This window comes from Streptococcus sp. VTCC 12886 (assembly GCF_049893425.1).
In the GTDB taxonomy this organism is placed as follows: Bacteria; Bacillota; Bacilli; order Lactobacillales; family Streptococcaceae; genus Streptococcus; species Streptococcus suis_AA.
The window spans coordinates 1-23759 of sequence record NZ_JBMVJB010000031.1 but is presented as its reverse complement, the minus strand read 5'-3'; the positions used below and the strand labels follow the sequence as shown (position 1 = coordinate 23759).

Below are 23759 nucleotides of genomic sequence, written 5' to 3'. Positions count from 1 at the left end.
CGGCTGAATTTCATCAAAATCAGCTTGAATCTATCTGTGTTTTTTATTTACTGGCTAGTTTTTGCCCAGCCTCTTTAAATAATTTTTTTCGAATGAGACACTCTTATGTTAATCTTGTTCCTGTAGTTGATACATGAATAGAGAGGAAAATCTTATGATGGATACCAAATTTTCTGTTGCCCTTCACATTCTTACTATGATTAGTGAGAGCAAGGAAGTTCTCAGTTCGCAAGCCTTAGCAGAAAGTGTCGGCACCGATGCTAGTTACATCCGCAAGGTGATTGCACTTCTGAAAAAATGCAGGACTTATCACTTCGCAACAAGGGCGATCAGGATAACAGTTAAGCTAATCAAAAAGCGAATTTTATCCTGTTGCTCATACCAAAAGTCAAAAAATTGGCGTAGAGCCGATAATAGTTGACCATCCGTCCAATCTGACAAGTCAATCTGCCCTTCTGACAACCAGGCTTGTAACTCCGTGTTGAATGACCGTTTGAGTTCCTCTTCTTTATTAGAAAAGTTTCGGTAAAAGGTAACTCGACCGATGTCAGCTCGCTCCACCAACTCTGACACACTAATCTTTTCAAAGGGATTTTAATAGCTTGTTTGAGTATTGGTTTCCTGTATTTAGCCAGCAAGCCATCAGTGGCGACTAACTACACAGAAGTTGTTGAAACGGGAGAAGCTGTCCGAGAAAAAGTATCTCGGACAGGGCAACTATGACGTTTCCTATCTCGAAATCAATGCTTTACAAAATTTCAAAAAATATGAACTATATTATCCTACAAGTATTGAAACAGAAACCAGAAAATTTCAAGTAGTGATACATTCTAATAGTACCGGTGTTAGAGCCTCTAAGTATGCGGCTGTTTTGAAACATTTGGCTTCTTGGGGCTTTATTGTCATTGGTACTGAGGAAGAATATTTTTGGAATGGATTTTCATCCGAAACGAGCTTGACTGACTGCAAGTGGTCGGCTCATGTTGGACAACAACCAGATTAGAAGATTAGTTTCCAGCTCTGCCAATTGCCCAAAACTCAATCATAAAATCGTTGAAATCCTTGTCAATTGTGTTATAATGAAGAGTATGCAATAAAATTTTAAGGAGAATGACAGAATGTCTGTATCATTTGAAGCAAAAGACACAAACCGCGGTGTATTGACTTTCACAATCGGTCAAGATGCGATTAAACCAGAATTGGACCGCGTTTTCAACAAAGTTAAGAAAGATATCAATCTTCCAGGTTTCCGTAAAGGTCACTTGCCACGTGCCGTATTTAACCAAAAATTTGGTGAAGAAGCACTTTACCAAGATGTTTTGAATGCACTTTTACCTGCAGCTTATGAAGCAGCAGTTGCTGAAGCTGGTCTTGAAGTCGTTGCACAACCAAAAATTGAAGTAGTGTCAATGGAAAAAGGCCAAGATTGGACTATTAGTGCTGAAGTTGTGACAAAACCTGAAGTAAAATTGGGTGACTACAAAAACTTGACAGTTTCAGTAGAAGCAACTAAAGAAGTATCTGATGAAGAAGTAGATGCGAAAATCGAACGTGAACGCAATAACTTGGCAGAATTGGTCATCAAAGAAGGTGCTGCTGAAGAAGGTGACACTGTTGTCATCGACTTTGTTGGTTCTGTTGATGGAGTTGAATTTGACGGTGGTAAAGGTGAAAACTTCTCACTTGAACTTGGTTCAGGTCAATTCATCCCAGGTTTTGAAGCACAATTGGTAGGTCATGCAGCTGGTGAAGAAGTAAATGTTGAAGTTACTTTCCCAGAAGATTATCAAGCAGATGACCTTGCAGGTAAACCAGCACTCTTCGTAACAAAAATCCATGAAGTAAAAGCAAAAGAAGTTCCAGCCTTGGACGATGAACTAGCTAAAGATATTGACGAAGAAGTAGAAACACTTGATGAGTTGAAAGCGAAATACCGTAAAGAATTAGAAACAGCAAAAGAAATTGCATTTGATGATGCAGTTGAATCAGCAGCTCTTGAATTGGCAGTTGAAAACGCTGAAATCGTTGAATTGCCAGAAGAAATGATTCACGAAGAAGTTCATCGTGCAATCAACGAATTCTTAGGTGGTTTGCAACAACAAGGTATCTCACCTGATATGTACTTCCAAATCACTGGTACAACTCAAGATGACTTGCATAAACAATACGAAGCCGATGCTGAAAAACGTACTAAGACAAACTTGGTTGTTGAAGCAGTAGCTAAAGCAGAAGGCTTTGAAGCAACTGAAGAAGAAATCAACAAAGAAATCGAAGACTTGGCAGCAACATACAACATGGAAGTGGAACAAGTTCGCAACTTGCTTTCATCAGAAATGCTTAAACACGATATCGCTGTGAAGAAAGCAGTAGAAGTGATTACAAGCACTGCAACTGTAAAATAATTGGTTATGATAAAACTCGACCTATGGTCGGGTTTTTTATTTGGGAAACTGTAGAGAGTTAGGAAATACCGTTTGCAAATAGGAATGAAATTGATCTAACTCGTTTCTATAAGAGATAGGAATACTGGGCTTGGTCGTTCTTGAGCAATAGTTTGATGTTGGATTGGTTGATGGAAATAAATCCAAACAAATATTTGACTGGTTAACTATCTTGTGATATAGTTAACTGGTTAATAAAAAAGAAGGACATTATGATAAAGAAAATAATCCATTGCGGTATCTTAATGGTACTTGTTTTTTTTCTTGCTGCTTGTTCAGTGCAGAAGGAGTGAAGTCAGGTTCTGTCTGGATTGAAGGTTGTCACTTCATTTTACCCAATTTATTCACTGGTTAAGGAGGTGTCTGGTGAAAGGAATGATGTCCGAATGATTGGTTCAAGGTAGGGGATTCATTCTTATGAACCATCGGCAGCAGATATTAAGGCTATTTATGATGCCGATGTCTTTATTTATCACTCACGGATTCTGGAGTCGTGGGCGAATCGGTTGGAACCGAATTTACAAGGGTCATCCGTCAAAGTCTTAGAGGCCTCAACAACTATACCCTTGATAAATATGGTAGGAGTAGTCGTCATACATGGCTAAGCAAAGAGCAAATCGCGACTATCCGCTATATCATGCAACACCCTGACATTCGACCATCCGCCTGGACATCAAGTGGACATGGTGATGTAGAAGCGACGGACATTGTGCCACCTATTTTAAATGCAACACCAAAAACCAAACGTGTAGGTTTGAAAAACTGGCAAATTATTTATACAGCAGAAGAAGTGATGGCTGCGCGTGCTCAGGGAAAATTTGCAACCAATGATGGGTATATCTTTATAGCTGAAGACGTCTTGGATCCAGCAAGTTTTGTCTTTAGTCAAGCCTTTAGCTTACCAAGAGCAACAGGCGGATCACTCCGTTCAGTGTCGAAGAAAGATTTATCCAAGGCAGAATTGGAGGCTGTTCAACCTCTTCTTGACAAACGAGATGCGGAAGAATTGGCTAAAAATGTTACACCGATTGAAAAACGTGAAGGGTTGAAAAACTGGCAGATTGTTCACTCTGCAAAAGAACTGGCTGAAGCTAAGTCTGCAGGGAAATACACAACAAAAGATAGCTATATTTTTGATCCAGCAGATTTGTTAGACCCTAAAGTAAAAATTGGCAGTAATCATTTCCGAAAATTTCATCAGTTTCTTTGACTATTTGCTTGTTTTAGCGTAAAATAGAAAGGAAAGACAAAAAAGGAGAAAAGCCTTGGAACTTAACGTATTTGCAGGACAAGAAAAAAGCGAACTTTCCATGATTGAAGTAGCTCGTGCTATTTTGGAAGAACGTGGACGTGACAATGAAATGTATTTCAACGACTTGGTCAATGAAATTCAAAATTACCTTGAAAAATCAAATAGCGAAATTCGTGCAGCTCTACCAATCTTCTATTCAGATTTGAATGTGGACGGTAGCTTTATCCCACTTGGGGATAATAAATGGGGTCTTCGTTCATGGTATGCTATCGATGAGATCGACGAAGAAGTGATTACTCTTGAAGAAGATGATGATGTACCAAAACGTAAGAAAAAACGTGTCAATGCCTTCATGGATGGAGATGATGATATCATTGATTATGGTAATGATGATCCAGAAGATGAAGAAGGTTACGAAGATACGGATGAATCAGGATATGGCGATGAAAATCCTGATGATGAAAAAGATGAAGTGGATTCATACGATTCTGAAATAAATGAAATCATTCCGGAAGACGACTTAGTTGATGAGGATGTTGATTTGGTTGAAGTTGACGATGATGATGATTATTCTGACGACGAAAATTTGGAAGATTAAAATCAATTGACAAGATAGCTAAATTGCGATAAGATAATATCGGGCACCTCTTTTGAGGTCGGAGCTCCCTAGTTCATAGGGAGCTATTTTTGTTTTTTCGTCAGGTTGGTAAAAGGATTTTCCCCAAGATCTTTCAATTAGCTTGATTTGTAGAAAGGGAGTTTGCATGACAAAATATATTTTTGTAACAGGTGGTGTGGTTTCATCTATTGGTAAAGGGATCGTGGCAGCCAGCCTTGGTCGTCTATTGAAAAACCGTGGACTGAAGGTAACCATTCAAAAATTTGACCCATATATCAATATTGATCCAGGAACCATGAGTCCTTATCAGCATGGTGAAGTGTTTGTGACGGATGATGGTGCAGAAACTGATTTGGATTTAGGTCACTATGAACGTTTTATTGATATCAACCTCAATAAATATTCAAATGTTACAACTGGTAAAATTTATAGCGAAGTCCTTCGTAAAGAGCGTAAAGGTGAGTATTTGGGCGCAACTGTTCAAGTTATTCCACATATTACGGATGCTTTGAAAGATAAAATTAAACGAGCTGCCCGTACTACAGATGCTGATGTCATCATCACGGAAGTAGGTGGTACAGTTGGTGATATTGAAAGTCTGCCTTTCCTTGAAGCGCTTCGTCAAATGAAAGCGGATGTGGGTTCAGATAATGTCATGTATATCCACACGACACTTCTACCCTACCTTAAGGCGGCTGGTGAAATGAAAACAAAACCAACCCAGCATTCTGTTAAAGAACTGCGTGGTCTGGGGATTCAACCAAATATGTTGGTGATTCGTACTGAGCAGCCAGCAGGTCAAGGAATTAAAAATAAATTGGCTCAATTCTGTGATGTGGCTCCAGAAGCTGTGATTGAATCACTGGATGTTGAGCATCTTTATCAAATTCCACTCAATATGCAAGCCCAAAATATGGATCAAATCGTTTGCGACCATTTGAAATTAGATGTGCCACCAGCAGATATGACAGAGTGGACTGCAATGGTAGACAAGGTATTGAACTTGAAGAAAACGGTGAAAATTGCCCTAGTTGGTAAATATGTCGAACTTCAGGATGCCTATATTTCAGTTGTCGAAGCTTTGAAACATTCCGGGTATGCTAATAATGCTGTTATCGAATTGGACTGGGTCAATGCCAATGATTTAACAGCTGAAAATGTAGAGGAGCGTCTTAGCCAAGCCCAAGGGATTATCGTTCCTGGTGGATTTGGTCAACGTGGAACAGAAGGTAAGATTCAAGCTATTCGATATGCGCGTGAAAATGATGTGCCAATGCTAGGTATTTGTCTGGGAATGCAATTGACTTGTGTTGAGTTTGCTCGGAACGTTCTAGGTTTGGAAGGTGCTAATAGCTTTGAATTAGACCCAGAAACTAAATATCCGATCATTGACATCATGCGTGACCAAATTGGAGTAGAAGACCTTGGCGGAACACTTCGTTTAGGCTTGTATCCAAGTAAACTCAAACGTGGCTCAAAGGCTGCTGCTGCTTATGATAACCAAGAGGTTGTGCAACGTCGTCACCGTCACCGCTACGAGTTTAATAATGCATTCCGTGAGCAATTTGAAAAAGCAGGATTTGTCTTCTCAGGAGTATCACCTGACAACCGTTTGGTAGAAATTGTTGAAATTCCTGAAAATAAATTCTTTGTAGCTTGTCAATACCATCCAGAACTGCAATCTCGTCCAAATCGTCCAGAAGGTTTGTATACAGCTTTTGTTACGGCAGCGATTGAAAACAAATAACTGTTATGTTGAAGAGGAATACAGGGTTTCAGTGGATTCCTCTTTCCTATTTTTATCAATTAGATGCTATCTCATCACCAATTGATAGAGATATAATTATATTTGTGTAAAAAATGACTATTTTTTTGACTTTCCAAATGGTGATTTTATGGTATAATATGTCGGTGTGTTTTTTATTGAAACAGACGAAAGAGGAAAAAATGACAAAAGAACAAGAATTTTTAAAAGAATTTGAAGCTTGGGTGAACACTCAAATTAAGGTCAATGAAATGGCTGTTGAAGAAAGTCTCCGTGTTTTGGAAGAAGATAAGGATGAGCGTGCTGCAGATGCATATATTCGTTATGAGAGCAAGCTGGATGCCTATCGCTTTATTCAAGGGAAATTTGCCAACTACCACGCTGATAAAGGATTTCATGATTTACCAGATGAATTGCTTGGTCAACGGAATTACTAAGGAGAGGATTTAGCATTGTCAAAGAAAAAAGCAAATCGTAAAAAACAATTGAAAAAACAACTAGCAGACTTGAGACGAGCAGGGCGTGTCGGTCTTGAAACTGCTGGCGAAGCTGTTGAGACAGTCGCACATCAGGCTGAAACTTTCGTAGAACATGCTGTGGAACAAGTGAAAGAAGTTGTAGCAGAGGTGACTTCTTCAGCGGCTTCATTGGAAGACTTTTTGGCACTTCCTGAGTTGGGAGGCATTGCAGCAGCGCGTTTGGAAACTTTCTATGAAGCTGGGATTCAATCTGTAGCTGATTTTGCAAGCCACACAGAAAAGGATCTCTTGGCTCTTAAAGGAATCGGACCAGCGACCATTAAGCAGTTGAAAGAAAAAGGGATTGAGTTGAAAGCTTAAATCCCTTGCTTTTCAAGGTGCAATTTGTTACAATAAAGCCATTCAGAGGTGTTTTGAGCCCCATTTGTCACAGGAAGCGGTGGTACTGAGAAATCCGCACAAATGTCAAAACTGGTTGCTGATGATGTGAATCGAATAAGCAAAGTGCAGATAAATTATCTGAACAAGGGTGGTACCGCGGAATAACTTCGTCCCTGTCTAGCAAGTCTAGGCAGGGATTTTTATTTTGGAAAGGAGAAATATGCTACATCATGTTGAAATTTACGTTTCAGACTTGGAAACCTCACGTGTATTCTACGATTTTCTTCTGACCAAGCTGGACTACTCTCTTTATCAGGAATGGGAGGACGGGCTGTCTTTTAAAAAAGCAGAGCAGTACCTGGTCTTTGTCCAAACACCACAGGACTTCCTAGAGCCAGGTTATCACCGTTGCCGTACAGGTCTCAATCATCTGGCTTTTCATGCGGGAACACCGGATGACATTGACCAATGGCGGAAGGAATTTTTGACCAGACGAGTCAAATTGCTGTATGATGACCGCTATCCACATGCAGGAGGACCAGACCACTTCGCCCTTTATGTGGAAGACCCAGATGGGATCAAGATAGAGTTGGTGGGGAAGGCAACATGAATTTAGTTATTATTGGAGCACAAGCTTCTGGCAAGATGACCATCGGGCGGGAGGTTGAAAGATTAACTGATTCGGTTTTATTTCACAATCATGAATCAATCGACTTTGTAACCAAATTTTTTCCAATGTCTGAGGAAACAAGAGAACTTATTAATGATATTTGAATGAAGTTTTTTGAAACTTCTGCGAAAACTGATTTGGGTTTGATTTTTACAGTTGTTATAGACTTTAATGATCCAGCAGATATTTCCTTTTTAGAGCAGATTCAAGCGATTTATCATAGTAGGAATCAAGCTGTTCTGTTTATCGAATTGGAAACAGACCTGCAAGAACGTTTAAGAAGAAATGTGACTGAAAATCGTCTGCAACATAAACCTTGGAAAAGAAATATTGAGTGGTCTGAAAAAGATATTCTAGATACTATGAAGTTTGCAAACTTTAATCCAGAATTTGCTTCTAAGCAACTCTACTATTATCATAAAATTAATAATACCCAACTTTCTGCCAATGAGGTTGCTCTATTGATTATCCAAAAAATGGAGGAACTTGAGCAAGAACAAACGAAATAGCCAGCCCCAAGGACTGACTATTTCTAGGAGATTATATGAAAAAGAATTGGGCTATTTCTAGCTTGAAGATAGTATAAACCAATTTTCTTAAAGAATACTAAAGGAGAAAAAATAATGTCAAAAGAATTATCACCAAAATACAATCCAGCCGAGGTTGAGGCTGGTCGTTACCAAACTTGGTTGGACCAAGATGTCTTTAAGCCGTCAGGCGATGCGGAGGCTAAGCCTTATTCAATCGTCATTCCGCCGCCAAACGTAACAGGTAAGTTGCACCTGGGACACGCTTGGGATACCACCCTTCAAGACATCATTATCCGCCAGAAACGCATGCAGGGCTTTGATACCCTGTGGTTGCCAGGTATGGATCACGCGGGGATTGCGACTCAGGCTAAGGTTGAGGAACGCTTGCGGGAGCAAGGTGTGACGCGCTATGATCTTGGTCGTGAAAAATTCCTCGACAAAGTCTGGGAATGGAAGGATGAGTACGCGGCGACCATTCGTGAGCAATGGGGCAAGTTGGGTCTGTCTTTGGACTACCAACGTGATCGCTTCACGCTTGATGAAGGCCTGTCGAAAGCTGTTCGCAAGGTCTTTGTAGAACTCTACAAAAAAGGCTGGATCTACCGTGGCGAATTTATCATCAACTGGGACCCAGCAGCTCGCACAGCTCTTTCAGATATAGAAGTTATTCACAAGGACGTAGAAGGTGCCTTTTACCACATGAATTACATGTTGGAAGATGGTTCTCGTGCCCTTCAAGTTGCGACAACTCGTCCGGAAACCATGTTCGGTGACGTTGCGGTGGCGGTTAACCCAGAAGACCCACGTTACAAGGACTTGATTGGCAAAAACGTTATCCTGCCAATCGTTAACAAGTTAATTCCAATCGTTGCGGATGAACACGCAGACCCAGAATTTGGTACGGGGGTTGTGAAAATCACACCTGCCCACGATCCTAATGACTTCCTCGTTGGACAACGCCACAATCTGCCACAAGTCAACGTAATGAACGACGACGGTACTATGAACGAGTTGGCTGGCGAATTTGCAGGTATGGACCGCTTTGAAGCTCGTAAGGCAACGGTTGCTAAGTTACAAGAGCTGGGTGCCCTTGTTAAAATCGAAAACCGTGTGCATTCCGTTGGACACTCTGAGCGTACTGGTGTGGTAGTCGAGCCACGCTTGTCAACCCAGTGGTTTGTTAAAATGGACCAATTGGCTAAGAATGCCATTGCCAACCAAGACACAGCTGATAAGGTAGAATTTTACCCACCGCGTTTCAACGATACCTTCCTGCAATGGATGGAAAATGTGCATGACTGGGTCATCTCGCGTCAGCTTTGGTGGGGTCATCAGATTCCAGCATGGTATAACGAATCTGGCGAAATGTACGTCGGAGAAGAGGCTCCAGCAGGTGACGGATGGGTACAGGATGAGGATGTCCTAGATACCTGGTTCAGCTCTGCCCTTTGGCCATTCTCAACTATGGGCTGGCCTGACGAAAACGCGGCGGACTTCCAACGTTACTTCCCAACCTCAACCTTGGTAACAGGCTACGACATCATCTTCTTCTGGGTGTCTCGTATGATTTTCCAATCGCTTGAGTTCACAGGCCGTCAGCCATTTAAGAACGTGCTGATTCATGGTTTGATTCGTGACGAAGAAGGTCGCAAGATGTCCAAGTCGCTCGGAAACGGGATCGACCCAATGGACGTCATCGAGAAATACGGTGCAGACGCTTTGCGTTGGTTCCTGTCAAACGGCTCTGCTCCTGGTCAAGATGTTCGCTTCTCTTATGAGAAGATGGACGCGTCTTGGAACTTCATCAACAAGATTTGGAACATTTCCCGTTACATCCTCATGAACAATGAAGGCTTGACTTTGGATGCGGCGCGTGAGAATGTTGCCAAAGTCGCAGCTGGTGAGGCTGGCAACGTGACGGACCGCTGGATTCTCCACAACCTCAACGAAACCATTGTCAAGGTTACTGAAAACTTCGACAAGTTCGAGTTTGGTGTGGCTGGTCACATTCTCTACAACTTCATCTGGGAAGAGTTTGCCAACTGGTATGTCGAGTTGACCAAGGAAGTGCTTTACAGCGACAACGAGTCCGAGAAAGTTATGACCCGCTCTGTCCTTCTCTACACGCTGGACCAAATCCTTCGCCTCCTCCACCCTATCATGCCGTTTGTGACGGAAGAGATCTTCGCCCAGTACGCAGAAGGTTCTATCGTGGTGGCGGCCTACCCTGTTGTCAACCCAGCCTTTGAAAACGCTGAAGCTCACAAGGGAGTGGAAAGCCTCAAGGATTTGATTCGTTCAGTGCGAAATGCTAGAAGCGAAGTGAATGTTGCTCCTTCTAAGCCGATTACCATTTTGATTAAGACGGCAGATAGCGAGCTTGAAACCTTCTTCAAGGCAAATGAAAACTATATCCGACGCTTTACAAATCCAGAGCAGTTGGAAATCAGCTCAAGCATCGCTGCACCAGAATTAGCTATGTCAGCCGTTATCACCGGTGCTGAAATCTTCTTGCCACTAGCCGACCTCCTCAACGTAGAAGAAGAGTTGGCTCGACTAGACAAAGAATTGTCCAAATGGCAAAAAGAACTAGATATGGTCGGCAAAAAACTCAGCAACGAACGCTTCATCGCCAACGCGAAACCAGAAGTCGTTGAAAAAGAAAAAGAAAAACAAGCCGACTACCAAGCAAAATATGATGCGACAGTAGGACGTATTGAAGAGATGAAGAAACTGGTCTAGTGGCCTAACATCACTTGATACTGTGTCAATTTACCTTGCTGTACTCAAGTATTGTCTGCGGCTTCGTTTCCTAGTCTCAAGCTGATTTTAACCGCACTAGATTAAACAAATGCCCAGCCTAAAAAGGCTGGGTTTTGTGGTATAATAAGGCTAGAAATTCAAATAGGAGGAGTCTATGCAACCAACTTACAACATTGATAATCCCAATCTTTCCTTCGAAGACAAGCAAGAACTCTGGGAAACTGGCTTTGGTCTTCAAAAAGTGGATGGGTTGGCTCCGTCTGTTTACATGGAAGAGTTGGCTGATAGGCAAGCCCGTGGAGAGTACACTTATGAGCAGGTGTACCAGGAAATTACGAAATACCACCAGTCAACTGATGCCAGTACGCAAGAAGCAGATATTGTCTCTCTTCGAATTGTTGAAATGCTCTCCCAAAATGGTTTTAGCTTGCGACCAATTACTCTCTTACATATCCACAAAGAGCTCTTTCAAGGTGTTTTTGACAGCAATATTCCAGTGGGTGAGTATCGAACGGTTAACATTACAAAAAATGAACCTGTCTTAAAGGGTGATACTGTGATTTATTCGGATTTTCCATTGATTGCCGCCACTTTGGACTATGATTTCCAGCAAGAAAGGGATTTTTCTTATGCTGGATTAGATAAAAAAGCTATTGTTGCTCATATCCAATCCTTTATCTCAGGCATCTGGCAAATCTATCCTTTCCGAGAAGGGAATACTCAAACAATCACAGTATTTCTCATCAAATACCTTCGCTCACTTGGTTTTGAGATTGATAATGAGCCTTTTCAAAAACATGCAAAATATTTTCGAGATGCCCTTGTACTTGACAATGCTAAGTTAGTCAATAAACGGTCGGATTTTTTAACTGCCTTCTTCGAAAATCTCCTCTTGAACGGTCAGAATGATTTATCGAGTGAGAGGATGTATGAGGAGTTGGGGGGTGTTGAGTAACGGGAAAATAAGTGTATGTACCCAGCCTAAAAAGGCTGGGTTTTGTGATATAATGGTGATGACACCATTTGCAAGAGGTACAATATGAGATACATAGATTTATTTGCAGGGGCTGGTGGGCTTTCCTTAGGGTTGCATAAGGCGGGTCTAACGGGAGTATTTGCAGTTGAGCGAAATAAGGATGCATTTGAAACCTTAAAATATAATTTGATTGACAAAAAATCCCATTTTGAATGGCCTGAATGGTTGAACCAAAAAAATTGGGATATTTTAGAATTATTGGAAAAACATTCTTTGGAATTGTCGAATTTAAAAGGGAATGTTGATTTAGTTGTGGGGGGACCGCCTTGTCAAGGATTCTCCATGGCAGGAAAACGTCAGAATGATGATGTTCGTAACCAACTAATGCATTCATATATAGAAATTGTTAGACTGGTTCAGCCTAAATTTTTATTCTTTGAAAATGTTCAGGGATTTACCGTTGATTTTAAAGGTGAAGACACTTTAAAGAATTACTCTAATATTTTATTGGATGAATTAAAAAATATGGGGTACAAGGTGGAATGTCAAATAATAACGATGTCTGAATTTGGTGTCCCACAAAATAGAAAAAGGTTTATTCTATTCGCTTCAAAGGATAAACTGAGAAAGTCGTTTTTTGATATATTAATATACAATAGAGATAATTTTTTAAAGGACCGCAGACTAAAATTACCAATCACAGTCTCTCAGGCTATAGATGATTTAAAATACGAACATGGGGTTGTGGACAGTCAGGACACTAAAAACTTTAAAAACGGCACATATGGGAAAGTAAATTCTTCATACCAACGATTAATGAAAAAAAATATTGGCAAAAAATCTATACCTGATAGTCATCGTTTTGCGAAACATAGAGAAGAAACGGTAGAATTATTTGAGAGGTTAATGCAAGCTAGTGATAAGGTTCTTCGAATTACTCCTCAAATGGATATGGTTAAGGGCTTAAAAAAACGAGGAGTAACTCCTCTGAAGGAAAAATCAGTTTGTAATACGATTACTTCGATTCCTGATGACTATATCCATTACGCTGAGCCTAGAATTATGACTGTGAGAGAGCATGCAAGGATTCAAAGTTTTCCAGATGAATATGAATTTAAGGGACCATATACTACAGGTGGAGAACGTAGAAAAATAGATGTTCCAAGATATACGCAGGTTGCAAATGCTGTTCCACCTCTATTTGCGGAGCAGGTTGGTAATGTTATTTTGAGTTTATAACCTCAGGGAGATTTCATGGAAAAACTACATTTCAAAGTAAGTTCTGGATTGAAAGATATTATTGGTCGTGATCTGATTACAAATGAGTTAGTGGCAATTTTTGAATTAGTAAAAAATGGTTATGATGCGGACGCAACCGAGATCAATCTAATTATCAATAGTTATGAGAATTCGATAATAATCCAAGACAATGGAAAAGGCATGAGTCGCTATGATATTGAGAATAAGTGGTTATTTGTAGCTCATTCTGAAAAAAAAGATAGTGATCGTGTTTATGCTGGTTCAAAGGGAATTGGACGATTTTCATGTGATCGATTAGGGAGTAAGTTAACCTTATTTACCAAAAAAGAAGATGAGTTAAACGAACTAATAATTGATTGGGGTGATTTTGAAAAAAATTCTCTAGATGAATTTGAAAAAATGGAGGTCAGTTTCCGTTCAGGTAGTGAAGTAAGGGAGAAAATTACTGCAAAGAGTGGGACTATTCTAAAAATTACAGACTTGCGTGATGATTGGACCAAGGAAAGAGTGAATAAAGTTGTTTCCGCTTTACAACGGTTGGTCAACCCATTTGTAGATGATGGGAAAATAAAGATTAATGTAAAGTATCATTCTTCAAGTACAGGTATTGCAGAACTAGATGTAGATGTTAGCAATGACATTGCTACGATATTGGATAGAAAAACCATCTACACAGAATGTACTATTAAAGAAGGAGAAATTAGTATTTCTTTATTGGATAAAGAGAAAGTTATCTACTCTTTTAAATTTGAAAATTCAACTATATTAAAGAATATTTACTTTAAAATATATTATTTGAGTACAGCTGCAAAACATAATTTTACGCGAATTATGGGGACACAACCTAAAAATTACGGTTCTATCTTCTTGTATAAAAATAATTTTCGAATTTTTCCATACGGAGAAACTGATTACGATGCTTTTGGACTTAACTTGCGTAAAACGCAGGGGTATAATCGTTATTTAGGACATCGAGAATTGCTAGGTTGGATTAATATTACTGACTCGGAAAATCACTTTAACGAAGTAACTTCCCGTGATAGAGGATTTGTTACAAATGCTTATACAGTCGCTTTCGAAGAATTATATATGGAGTTTATTCAGCGACCGCTTGAGTCCTATGTGCAACTGGTTAAGTTTGGCAATAGTGAAATAGACGAAATAGGAATTGATGATCAGCATGCGGTTGAAAAGTTAACAAATAGATTTAAGAAATATAATTTCACAGTTGAGCCTCAATACTATGAATTACCGAAGGTAGCGCAACCATTAGAAAGAAAAATTCAGCTTCTTAATGATGAAAAATTAAGTTTGGCAGAAAAACAAGAAATCCAAGAGAGTGTAGAGCATTCAGCTAAAGCATTAACTAGAGAAAATCGTGATATAAAAAAAGAGAAAAAGCAAGTTGAGAAAGAAAACATTCGATTAAAAAGGGAGGTTTCGATAAAAGAAGTAATATTGGCAGAAAAGAATCCTGATAGACAAGATTTATTATTTCACGAGCTTGGAAAGGTTGGAAAAGAACTGGATTCAAGCGTGAATGCCTTGGTTGAGTATATTGGAGATTTTGAAGAGTCAGTAAAATTAAAATTCTTAAATGAGATAAAAAAGATTAGAAAATCTTCCGATAAGCTTGCTTCGATAAAAACTCAATTATTACGAATTAGTAGCCAGTCTTTAAGCGAAAAAATATTAGTAGAATTAAAAGCATATTTAGAAAGTTATTTTTCAATTATTTCAGATGAAAATTCAATAAATATTGAATTAGATACGAGTGGCAAACCACTAAATAAAGAGATAAATGTTTATGATTTTGGAGTGGTTTTGGATAATCTGATTATTAATGCAGTTGAGAGAGATGCTAGTAAAATTTCAATATTTTTTGAATCCGACAATTCAGCTATGCACTTTATTTCAGATACTGGTCCAATAGGTTTAGAAATTATTGAAAATATTTTTAATCTAGGTTTTACAACAAAAGCTTATGGTGGTACTGGTATAGGTATGTATTTGTGTAAGGAAATTTGTAAAGAATTTGGTTGGAATATAACAGTGACATCTATTGGGAATTTGGTAGATTTTAGGATAGAGTTTGGAGATTAAAGGTGCGTAGGGATATTAATATTTTGTGGCTCGAAGATGCGATTACTTCAGGTGCACACAAAGACAGAAAAGAATTGGTTAAAAATATTCTAAAGTCAAAGGGATATGAAGGCAATATTGTTGATAAAGAAACATTTGAGGAAGCAAAAATGGAATTAGAAACTTCAAATCGATATGATTTCTTTATCTCTGACTTTAATTTACAGGGAGATCAAACAGGTTTAAGCTATCTTAAAGAGATCAGAAATTTTAAAGGTTATAAACAATTTGTTATATTGTATTCTAATAAATCAAATGCTTCCTTAAAGCAAGATGTTATCAACTTTTTTGGCAACAAAGAAATTAGTAATTTAATATTTTCAAATTTTACATTTTTTTCGACTGGCCGACTTGATCGTAAAAATTTTTCTGACGCAATTAATGTTATATTATGTCGGTGGGATGAATTAAATGCTTTGCGTGGTCAATATATGTATGAAAATGCTGAATTGGAATACCTACTGAGACAAAAATGTCCAGAATATCCTATTGATAAGCCATATAGAGAGTTAGTGCAAAGCTATTTTTATGATAAATTAAAAATAAAAAGATATTCAGGTAAAGAATACAGTGGTTTGAAGAATATATTAGACAATTGGTTGCTTCTAGTAAATAGACGAAATGCATTAGCACATGTTAAGGAGGCTCATCATGCTAAAGAAGGCTACTATATCCAATCGATAGAAGATGATAAGAAGGAACCGTTCACAATCTATGAAAGTAAATTGGACAAGGAACGCAGTGATCTAATTGAAGTTGTTGAAATGGTAAAGAAATTATTAGAAAACAGGAGCTAACATGACAAATTCTGTAAGTTCACGCCAGCAGGAGAAGTTTGCTATTGCTGCCTTCTTCTCTGGTGTTGGTGGAATTGAGTTGGGCTTTGAGCAGACCAACGAGTTCAGAGTGGTGTATGCCAACGAGTTTGATAAGTATGCCAGACAGACTTATCAGTTGAATTACCCAGATACTTATCTGGACGGGCGTGATATTCACGCAGTGTTGCCAGAGGAGATCCCTTCGGAAACGGTTGATGTGATTGTTGGAGGCTTTCCTTGTCAGGCCTTTAGTATTGCGGGCTATCGCAAGGGGTTTGAAGATGACCGAGGCGACCTTTTCTTTGAGTTGCTTCGTATGATTGAAGCAAAGAAACCCAAGGCGATTTTTGTCGAGAATGTGAAGAACATGGTTTCACATGATCACGGGAATACCTTCAAGGTTATCCGTGAAGCCTTGACCGAGAACAACTACTTTATCAAGTGGAAAGTGTTGAACGGCAAGGATTATGGCAATATTCCGCAAAACCGTGAGCGGATCTACATTATTGGTTTTGATAACAAGGAAGCCTACGATAAATTTGAATTTCCAGAGGAAATTAAGCTGACCACTGGGCTTCAAGATGTTATTGATTTTGGGGCAAAACCAGAGGAGAATTACTATTATCGTCAAGGGAAACAGCCCTTTTTTGAAGAGTTGAAGCACGCTGTGACCAGTCAAGATACGGTTTACCAATGGCGACGCCAATATGTTAGGGAAAACAAAAATGGTGTTGTACCAACTTTAACAGCAAATATGGGAACAGGTGGACACAATGTTCCCCTCATTTTGACAGATACTGGAGAAATTCGCAAGCTGACACCAAAAGAAACTTTTAACGTTCAAGGTTATCCCAAGACCTTTAAAATTCCAGATGGTGTATCCAACGGCCAGCTCTACAAACAGGCTGGAAACAGCGTTGTTGTACCAGTTATCAAGCGGATTGCAGATAAAATTGCTGAAGCTATGAAAACTACCAAAGGCATATCACAGTTGGAACGGACTGGAAACGTTGCTATCATCTATACTAAGATGAATGGTCAGTTTGAAGGACAGTCCTATGTGAAAGATTTTGTTGAGAACTATGACGAAGCAATAGCTAAGTTAGATGGGTACAATGACGGTTTAGGAATTTTGTCAGATGAAGACTATTTACGCTTGGTCAAAAAAGGCGGACACTTGGAATTTTATAGTATTGCCGTTACGAATAATTAAATAGAGGGCTAGTAGAAACTAGTCTTCTTTTGCTATACTATAATTAAGAACAAAGAGGTACAGTCTATGTGGGAAAAGTTAAAATCAGAGCATAAAGAAAAGTATCGGACTCTGATTACGAATTTTGCAAGTCTTAGTGAGGCGTTTTCTCAAAAATCAGAAACAGCTGAGGAAGTTGATACATTTCAATATGTCGCACCAATTATTAATTCAAAGTTTCAAGAAACGGTTTTTCAACGGACATTTCATGCAGTTGGCGAGGATATTGCAAATACTTCTTTTGATGTATCTGTTGTAGTTGACAATCACCATAAGTATTTAGTTGGAATAAAGTCATTTGGTATTCAATCAGGGGATCAAAAAGTCGCCCAATTTAAAAAAGATTCACAAGGATGGACAGAAACGCTACAAAAGATTAATTTTAATGCATCAATTGCGCCAGATAAAGCAACTGCTGATAAAAATAACTATCCCCTTTATGAAAGCTTAGCCGTAGAAATTTCAAGACTTCGAAATCAACGAATAGAATCTTCAAAAGCACAAATTCGTGGTTTTGCTTCGGATTCAACGGTTGAGTCTGTTTACCATGTCTTAATGCCAACAGCAAAAGGAACCAAGCCACAAATATTTGTAGGGGAAACCAGTTACCTTCCGATTGATGTGGAAAATTTGCAAATTAAGGGAGCGACCAGTCTAAAAACTCCTACAAATTTTGTCTTTACAGATGGTCAACATGATTACAAATATACTGCGGCAGATAGCCAACTTCACATGACCTTCCATAACAAAGAAATAGTGGTAGATACCTGGGATGTGGACTATGTGGAAGATCCTTTCTACATTTTTGAAAATCTACACACTTTATCAACAGACGAGAAAGAAGACCAAGTTATTGATACCGTTTCTTGGGTCATTACAGACAAGGATGGCCATGTTGAAGAAAATTCAGGCTTTAACGCCTTTAATGGTGGAGCTAAGTTAGCTAAAAAAGATAGACTATCACGCATTCAGAGAATCCAAGAGGAATTTTCGGATCAGCTCAGCTCGGAAGAACTGGCATTTGTGACTTATTCCTTGGAAGAGATCTTATTGAAGAAATGGACCAGTAAGGAAGAAAAGGCTGAAATGAAAAAAATTCGGACTGCCTTGATAAACTTTGCTCAGGAGTCGGGAATTGAAAAGCTATCTGAAAAACTGGAGAAATTGGTTTATCGTCCTGTCAGCGAGGTTTATATTCCCCTGCCTGATTCTAAGAAGTTTCATGATGCTCGACCAGACTTTTTCGGTCACAATGTAGGAACATTTGATGAAACGGGGAAGAAGCTCGCCTTGACAAAAGAAGAACGAACTTTTACGCTTCGTTTTCTATCATCAGGAGATGCTATTGAAGCCTATATCAATCAAGAATCAGGTAAGGCTATTCAATCAGTGGATAGGCAAGATATTCTTGGAGAATGGTTACTAAGAGGTGTATTCCAACTGGCTGAGCGTGAAGTATTGACAGGGAAGAAATTAGAAGCGTTGGAAATAAATGGTATTCGATTAACCAAATTCAGAAATGGTGAAATCGGTATCGAATTTATCTGGATAGATACGGAAAATCCCCCAGCAGATGCAATTGGTTGGGTTAGTAGAAAAGGTAAAGAATGACAACAGTAGCTAGTAAATTAAGAGCCAACCTCCCCTCCCTCATTCCTTTCGGTTTCACCTTTGCCGACAATCGTTACACCTACCGTGAGGTGTTCATGGAGGGGCAGTTTGAGGCGGTGGTAGAGGTTGATGAGGCTGGTCAGCTGTCGTCCTTTATCTGGGATTGTGAGATGGAGGAGGTCTATACCGCCCATCTGGTGACTGCGCCAGCAGGGGCTTTTGTGGGGCAGGTGCGTGAGGCTTATCAGTCCATTTTGGCTCGGGTAGAGGAGGATTGTTGTGTTGCTCTGCCATTTTCTAAGGACCAAAGCAACCGCATAGCCCAGCTCATCAAGGAGCAGTGGGGCGACCTTCCTGACTATCCCTTTGACAAGTTACCGACCTATGGGGCCTTTCGCCATCCCTCCAATAATAAGTGGTACGCCCTGGTCAGTCAGATTCCGAGGGACAAGCTGGATGGGAGCGCTGACCAAGAGCTAGTGGAGATTGTCAATCTCAAGGTCGATGTTCGGGAAATAGCAGAGCTGCTAAGTCAGTCGGGCATCTATCCTGCCTACCATATGTCAAAGAAGACCTGGGTGTCGGTCTTGCTGGATGATACGGTGGAGGACCAGACGATTTTGGCCCTCCTTGAGAAGAGCCGCTATCTGATAGGACCAAAATCCTACAAGGCGGAGCAAGGGCCCGATTACTGGGTTATTCCTGCCAATCCAAAGGTCTATGATATTGATACCGAGTTTGCGGAAAATAAGATAGTCTATTGGCCACAAAAATCAACCATTCAAGCTGGAGATATTGTAGCCATCTATGTGACGGCGCCTGTACAGGCCATCCGCTATGTCTGCCGTGTCTTGGGGGCGAACTTAGAAAATCGCGGGGAATCAGACATTCCTACAGAGAAGAAAGTCATGCAGGTGGAATTGATTGCGCAGCTATCTGATGCTGTCTTACCGAGGGAGCGTATGTTGGACTTAGGGGTCAAGGCGGTACGTGGTCCTAGACGCCTCACAAAGGAATTGATAGACGTTCTGAGATCGGAAGTGATAAATAATTATTAAATTATCAGAATATTTAATAAAACTCTTTACATCTGCAAAAAAAGCGGTATAATAAGACTATTAAAATTTGAGGAGGAGTAGGTATGAAGAAAAGCTTCATTCATCAGCAAGAGGAGATTTCTTTTGTCAAAAATACATTTACACAGTATTTGAAAGACAAATTAGATATCGTAGAAGTGCAAGGACCGATCTTGAGTCGTGTCGGGGATGGTATGCAGGATAATTTGTCCGGTGTGGAGAATGCAGTTACCGTTAATGTGAAGCTGATACCAGATGCTACTTATGAGGTGGTTCATTCGCTTGCAAAATGGAAGCGTCATACCTTGGCTCGCTTTGGATTTCACGAAGGAGAAGGTCTTTTTGTACATATGAAAGCCTTGCGTCCAGATGAGGATTCCTTGGATCCGATTCACTCGGTGTATGTGGATCAGTGGGACTGGGAAAAGGTCATCCCTGATGGTCGTCGCAACTTGGCTTATTTGAAGGAAACGGTCGAACAAATCTATAAGGCCATTCGATTGACAGAGCTTGCAGTTGAAGCGCGCTACGATATCGAATCTGTCTTACCGAAGAAGATTACCTTTATTCACACAGAAGACTTGGTGAAAAATTTCCCAGACTTGACACCAAAAGAGCGTGAAAATGTGGTTACCAAGGAATACGGTGCGGTCTTCCTAATCGGTATCGGTGGTGAATTGGCAGATGGTAAACCACATGATGGCCGTGCACCTGACTATGATGACTGGACAAGCCCATCTGAAGCAGGCTATAAAGGCCTTAACGGAGATATTTTGGTATGGAACGAAGTTCTTGGGTCAGCTTTTGAAATCTCATCAATGGGGATTCGTGTTGACGAAGAAGCACTCAAACGCCAAGTTGCCATTACAGGCGATGAAGACCGTTTAGAATATGAGTGGCACCGTGCACTCTTGAATGGCTTGTTCCCATTGACAATCGGTGGAGGGATTGGTCAATCACGTTTGGCTATGTTCTTGCTTCGCAAGAAACATATCGGTGAAGTGCAATCTAGCGTTTGGCCACAAGATGTTCGTGACACCTTTGAAAATATTCTTTAATTACAGGATAAAGAATTGTGCAAAATGGCCTTGCCAGCGATAGGAAAATGATAAGAATGTTTGGACTTATTTTAGAAGTTCCAAACTTTTTTATTTTTATTCTCTTTTTGAATACTTGCAATTCATTGTTGAAAACATTTACAACATGATTATTTGTGATTTTTAGGCCAATCTATGATATACTTTTTTAGTTAAATTAAAATATACAGAGGATATTATGACAAAACTTAGAGAAGACATCCGTAACGTTGCTATTATTGCCCACGTTGACCACGGAAAAACAACCCTCGTTGATGAATTATTAAAACAATCCCAAACATTGGATGAGCGTACGCACTTGGATGAGCGTGCCATGGACTCAAATGATATTGAGAAAGAGCGTGGTATCACCATCCTTGCAAAAAATACTGCCGTAGCTTATAACGGTACTCGTATCAACATCATGGATACACCAGGACACGCGGACTTTGGTGGTGAGGTTGAGCGGATCATGAAAATGGTTGATGGTGTAGTCCTTGTCGTGGATGCTTATGAAGGAACCATGCCACAGACTCGTTTCGTGTTGAAAAAAGCGCTTGAACAAAACTTGACACCTATCGTGGTTGTGAATAAGATTGACAAACCATCTGCTCGTCCTGAAGAAGTAGTGGATGAAGTACTTGAACTCTTCATCGAACTTGGGGCAGACGACGATCAATTGGAATTCCCAGTTGTCTATGCGTCAGCGATTAATGGTACTTCTTCATTGTCTGACAATCCAGATGACCAAGAAGAAACAATGGCACCAATCTTTGATACCATCATCGAGCATATCCCAGCTCCAGTGGACAACTCAGATGAGCCATTGCAGTTCCAAGTTTCACTTTTGGACTACAATGACTTCGTAGGTCGTATCGGTATCGGTCGTGTCTTCCGTGGTACTGTTAAAGTTGGTGACCAAGTTACCCTTTCTAAACTAGATGGCACAACGAAAAACTTCCGAGTTACAAAACTCTTTGGTTTCTTCGGTCTTGAGCGTAAAGAAATCCAAGAAGCTAAAGCGGGTGACTTGATTGCCGTTTCTGGTATGGAAGACATCTTCGTTGGTGAGACAGTAACACCGACAGATGCAGTTGAGGCACTTCCAGTTCTTCGTATCGATGAGCCTACTCTTCAAATGACTTTCTTGGTGAACAACTCACCATTTGCCGGTCGTGAAGGGAAATGGGTAACTTCACGTAAGATTGAAGAGCGTCTCTTGGCTGAATTGCAAACAGACGTATCCCTTCGTGTTGACCCAACAAATTCACCAGATAAATGGACCGTTTCAGGTCGTGGTGAATTGCACTTGTCTATCTTGATTGAAACCATGCGTCGTGAAGGCTATGAGCTTCAAGTATCACGTCCAGAAGTTATCATCAAGGAGATCGACGGCGTGAAGATGGAACCATTTGAGCGCGTGCAAATCGATACTCCTGAAGAATACCAAGGCGCTGTTATCCAATCCCTTTCTGAGCGTAAGGGTGATATGTTGGATATGATTTCAACAGGTAATGGCCAAACACGACTTGTCTTCCTCGTACCTGCGCGTGGTTTGATTGGTTATTCTACAGAATTCCTTTCAATGACTCGTGGTTATGGTATCATGAACCATACTTTCGATCGGTATCTACCAGTTGTTCCTGGTGAAATTGGAGGTCGTCACCGTGGCGCCCTTGTCTCTATCGACCAAGGTAAGGCAACGACTTACTCTATCATGCGTATCGAAGAACGTGGTACCATCTTTATCAATCCAGGTACTGAAGTATACGAGGGAATGATCATCGGTGAAAACTCTCGTGAAAATGATTTGACTGTTAATATCACAACTGCTAAACAAATGACCAACGTTCGTTCAGCGAACAAAGACCAAACAGCGGTTATTAAGACACCACGTATCTTGACTCTTGAAGAATCACTTGAATTCTTGAATGATGACGAGTACATGGAAGTCACACCAAAATCCATTCGTCTTCGTAAGCAAGTCTTGAACAAGGCAGAGCGTGATAAGACTGCTAAAAAGAAAAAATTAGCGACTGAAGAAGGATAAGAAAAAGGAGAGGCATGTTTTATCTAATCTTAGCCATGTTGCTGGTGCTATTTTATATCTTTGCAGCACCAAACAATATTCGAGGAACCATTAATCTCATGGTTGCAGTATTTGTTTTGGTAGCACTTTTTATAGCCCTCTTATTAGCTTTTTTAAAGGTTTTAGAATTCTCTTCTCATGTCTGGGTTGCCATTATCATGCTCATGATTGCATTCTGGGCTATGTGGGATATTCATCATTTAGATAAACCAAATACCAAACGTTCATCAAGAACGAAGAGAGATACCTACTAAAATTTGTGAAAACGTGAATGCCTCTTTTCGGCCACCAGCTTAACTTGCTGGTGGTTTTTTGCATGTTTAAAAAGCCGGCTCTTTGTCAACTGTAGTGGGTAGATGAAAAGCTAACACCTAGAGAGGACGAACTTCGCTCTCCCTTTCTTTATCTCTTTCTTGTTTTTAGGAGATAAGCTGAAAAGGGCTCTCCCCAGTCCTTTTCACTGTTCAAAGCAATCAAAATCCTTTTTTAAAGTTTTCAAAGTTCCTGAAACCAAAGGCATTTCTCTTAATGACTTTGATGAGATTGTTGGTAGCTTCCA

The 23759-nt window shown here is 40.0% G+C and carries 18 protein-coding genes and 6 pseudogenes; 22 read left to right on the top strand and 2 right to left on the bottom strand.

The annotated features are described in order from the left end of the window. Nucleotides 1-157: 157 nt before the first annotated feature. Nucleotides 158-335 (top strand): annotated as a pseudogene (locus ACPC57_RS09160) (Rrf2 family transcriptional regulator); the annotation flags it as partial. 16 nt (nucleotides 336-351) lie between these two features. Here ACPC57_RS09160 and ACPC57_RS09155 read toward each other — a convergent pair. After that, nucleotides 352-588, bottom strand: a pseudogene (locus ACPC57_RS09155) (TetR/AcrR family transcriptional regulator); the annotation flags it as partial. Between the two features lie 3 nt (nucleotides 589-591). Between ACPC57_RS09155 and ACPC57_RS09150 the strand changes: the two are divergent. The 21 genes and pseudogenes from ACPC57_RS09150 to ACPC57_RS09050 all read left to right on the top strand — a co-directional run. Continuing rightward, nucleotides 592-958, top strand: a pseudogene (locus ACPC57_RS09150) (chlorophyllase/cutinase-like alpha/beta fold protein); the annotation flags it as partial. Nucleotides 959-1118: 160 nt separating this feature from the next. After that, nucleotides 1119-2402 (top strand): trigger factor, encoded by a 1284-nt coding sequence (gene tig, locus ACPC57_RS09145; protein ID WP_434066810.1) that lies wholly within the window; start codon nucleotides 1119-1121, stop codon nucleotides 2400-2402. Nucleotides 2403-2653: 251 nt separating this feature from the next. Next, nucleotides 2654-3028: pseudogene (locus ACPC57_RS09140) on the top strand (metal ABC transporter solute-binding protein, Zn/Mn family); the annotation flags it as partial. Continuing rightward, a complete protein-coding gene (locus ACPC57_RS09135) occupies nucleotides 2935-3651 on the top strand; it encodes a hypothetical protein (protein WP_434066809.1) in 717 nt (238 codons plus the stop codon). The pseudogene ACPC57_RS09140 and the gene ACPC57_RS09135, both read left to right, overlap by 94 nt. A 55-nt stretch (nucleotides 3652-3706) precedes the next feature. After that, complete coding sequence (gene rpoE / locus ACPC57_RS09130; protein WP_434066808.1) at nucleotides 3707-4291, top strand: DNA-directed RNA polymerase subunit delta; 585 nt, start codon at nucleotides 3707-3709, stop codon at nucleotides 4289-4291. Between the two features lie 166 nt (nucleotides 4292-4457). Then, nucleotides 4458-6059 carry a CTP synthase gene (locus ACPC57_RS09125; protein ID WP_434066807.1) on the top strand — a complete coding sequence of 534 codons (1602 nt, stop codon included), beginning with the start codon at nucleotides 4458-4460 and terminating at the stop codon, nucleotides 6057-6059. Nucleotides 6060-6259: 200 nt separating this feature from the next. Further along, a complete protein-coding gene (locus tag ACPC57_RS09120) occupies nucleotides 6260-6514 on the top strand; it encodes a DUF1912 family protein (RefSeq protein ID WP_130555007.1) in 255 nt (84 codons plus the stop codon). Between the two features lie 15 nt (nucleotides 6515-6529). Continuing rightward, on the top strand, nucleotides 6530-6916 hold the full coding sequence (locus tag ACPC57_RS09115; protein ID WP_217374182.1) for a helix-hairpin-helix domain-containing protein: 387 nt from the start codon (nucleotides 6530-6532) through the stop codon (nucleotides 6914-6916). A 241-nt stretch (nucleotides 6917-7157) separates the two neighbouring features. After that, entirely contained in the window at nucleotides 7158-7547 is a 390-nt protein-coding gene (locus ACPC57_RS09110) for a VOC family protein (RefSeq protein ID WP_434066806.1), read from the top strand. Next, nucleotides 7544-8116 (top strand): annotated as a pseudogene (locus tag ACPC57_RS09105) (shikimate kinase). The gene ACPC57_RS09110 and the pseudogene ACPC57_RS09105 overlap by 4 nt, the downstream one beginning before the upstream one ends. 114 nt (nucleotides 8117-8230) lie before the next feature. Next, nucleotides 8231-10879 (top strand): valine--tRNA ligase, encoded by a 2649-nt coding sequence (locus tag ACPC57_RS09100; protein ID WP_434066805.1) that lies wholly within the window; start codon nucleotides 8231-8233, stop codon nucleotides 10877-10879. 175 nt (nucleotides 10880-11054) lie between these two features. Beyond that, the gene (locus ACPC57_RS09095) at nucleotides 11055-11855 is read left to right on the top strand and encodes a Fic family protein (protein WP_434066804.1); all 801 of its coding nucleotides are present in this window, start codon (nucleotides 11055-11057) and stop codon (nucleotides 11853-11855) included. An 84-nt stretch (nucleotides 11856-11939) separates the two neighbouring features. Beyond that, entirely contained in the window at nucleotides 11940-13115 is a 1176-nt protein-coding gene (locus tag ACPC57_RS09090; protein ID WP_434066803.1) for a DNA cytosine methyltransferase, read from the top strand. Between the two features lie 15 nt (nucleotides 13116-13130). Next, on the top strand, nucleotides 13131-15239 hold the full coding sequence (locus ACPC57_RS09085; protein ID WP_434066802.1) for a sensor histidine kinase: 2109 nt from the start codon (nucleotides 13131-13133) through the stop codon (nucleotides 15237-15239). A 2-nt stretch (nucleotides 15240-15241) separates the two neighbouring features. Next, nucleotides 15242-16075, top strand: a complete 834-nt coding sequence (locus ACPC57_RS09080) for a hypothetical protein (RefSeq protein WP_434066801.1) — start codon at nucleotides 15242-15244, stop codon at nucleotides 16073-16075. Between the two features lies 1 nt (nucleotide 16076). Further along, nucleotides 16077-17309, top strand: a complete 1233-nt coding sequence (locus ACPC57_RS09075) for a DNA cytosine methyltransferase (protein WP_434066800.1) — start codon at nucleotides 16077-16079, stop codon at nucleotides 17307-17309. Between the two features lie 66 nt (nucleotides 17310-17375). Further along, nucleotides 17376-18959, top strand: coding sequence for a hypothetical protein (locus ACPC57_RS09070; RefSeq protein ID WP_434066799.1), 1584 nt, complete (start codon nucleotides 17376-17378; stop codon nucleotides 18957-18959). Beyond that, entirely contained in the window at nucleotides 18956-20017 is a 1062-nt protein-coding gene (locus ACPC57_RS09065; protein ID WP_434066798.1) for an MmcQ/YjbR family DNA-binding protein, read from the top strand. The genes ACPC57_RS09070 and ACPC57_RS09065 overlap by 4 nt, the downstream gene beginning before the upstream one ends. Nucleotides 20018-20100: 83 nt before the next feature. Further along, nucleotides 20101-21093 carry an aspartate--ammonia ligase gene (gene asnA, locus ACPC57_RS09060; protein ID WP_434066797.1) on the top strand — a complete coding sequence of 331 codons (993 nt, stop codon included), beginning with the start codon at nucleotides 20101-20103 and terminating at the stop codon, nucleotides 21091-21093. 217 nt (nucleotides 21094-21310) lie between these two features. Continuing rightward, nucleotides 21311-23161, top strand: a complete 1851-nt coding sequence (gene typA / locus ACPC57_RS09055; protein ID WP_434066796.1) for a translational GTPase TypA — start codon at nucleotides 21311-21313, stop codon at nucleotides 23159-23161. A 14-nt stretch (nucleotides 23162-23175) separates the two neighbouring features. Beyond that, nucleotides 23176-23454 (top strand): DUF3165 family protein, encoded by a 279-nt coding sequence (locus ACPC57_RS09050; RefSeq protein WP_024391047.1) that lies wholly within the window; start codon nucleotides 23176-23178, stop codon nucleotides 23452-23454. 148 nt (nucleotides 23455-23602) lie between these two features. Here the strand turns inward: ACPC57_RS09050 and ACPC57_RS09045 are convergent. Further along, nucleotides 23603-23759, bottom strand: a pseudogene (locus ACPC57_RS09045) (transposase); the annotation flags it as partial.

What these genes read in the sequence shown, in the direction of transcription:
- tig (WP_434066810.1), top strand. Translation starts at nt 1,119, where the DNA reads ATGTCTGTATCATTTGAAGCAAAAGACACAAACCGCGGTGTATTGACT.
- ACPC57_RS09125 (WP_434066807.1), top strand. Translation starts at nt 4,458, where the DNA reads ATGACAAAATATATTTTTGTAACAGGTGGTGTGGTTTCATCTATTGGT.
- ACPC57_RS09120 (WP_130555007.1), top strand. Translation starts at nt 6,260, where the DNA reads ATGACAAAAGAACAAGAATTTTTAAAAGAATTTGAAGCTTGGGTGAAC.
- ACPC57_RS09110 (WP_434066806.1), top strand. Translation starts at nt 7,158, where the DNA reads ATGCTACATCATGTTGAAATTTACGTTTCAGACTTGGAAACCTCACGT.
- ACPC57_RS09100 (WP_434066805.1), top strand. Translation starts at nt 8,231, where the DNA reads ATGTCAAAAGAATTATCACCAAAATACAATCCAGCCGAGGTTGAGGCT.
- ACPC57_RS09095 (WP_434066804.1), top strand. Translation starts at nt 11,055, where the DNA reads ATGCAACCAACTTACAACATTGATAATCCCAATCTTTCCTTCGAAGAC.
- ACPC57_RS09090 (WP_434066803.1), top strand. Translation starts at nt 11,940, where the DNA reads ATGAGATACATAGATTTATTTGCAGGGGCTGGTGGGCTTTCCTTAGGG.
- ACPC57_RS09085 (WP_434066802.1), top strand. Translation starts at nt 13,131, where the DNA reads ATGGAAAAACTACATTTCAAAGTAAGTTCTGGATTGAAAGATATTATT.
- ACPC57_RS09075 (WP_434066800.1), top strand. Translation starts at nt 16,077, where the DNA reads ATGACAAATTCTGTAAGTTCACGCCAGCAGGAGAAGTTTGCTATTGCT.
- ACPC57_RS09070 (WP_434066799.1), top strand. Translation starts at nt 17,376, where the DNA reads ATGTGGGAAAAGTTAAAATCAGAGCATAAAGAAAAGTATCGGACTCTG.
- ACPC57_RS09065 (WP_434066798.1), top strand. Translation starts at nt 18,956, where the DNA reads ATGACAACAGTAGCTAGTAAATTAAGAGCCAACCTCCCCTCCCTCATT.
- asnA (WP_434066797.1), top strand. Translation starts at nt 20,101, where the DNA reads ATGAAGAAAAGCTTCATTCATCAGCAAGAGGAGATTTCTTTTGTCAAA.
- typA (WP_434066796.1), top strand. Translation starts at nt 21,311, where the DNA reads ATGACAAAACTTAGAGAAGACATCCGTAACGTTGCTATTATTGCCCAC.
- ACPC57_RS09050 (WP_024391047.1), top strand. Translation starts at nt 23,176, where the DNA reads ATGTTTTATCTAATCTTAGCCATGTTGCTGGTGCTATTTTATATCTTT.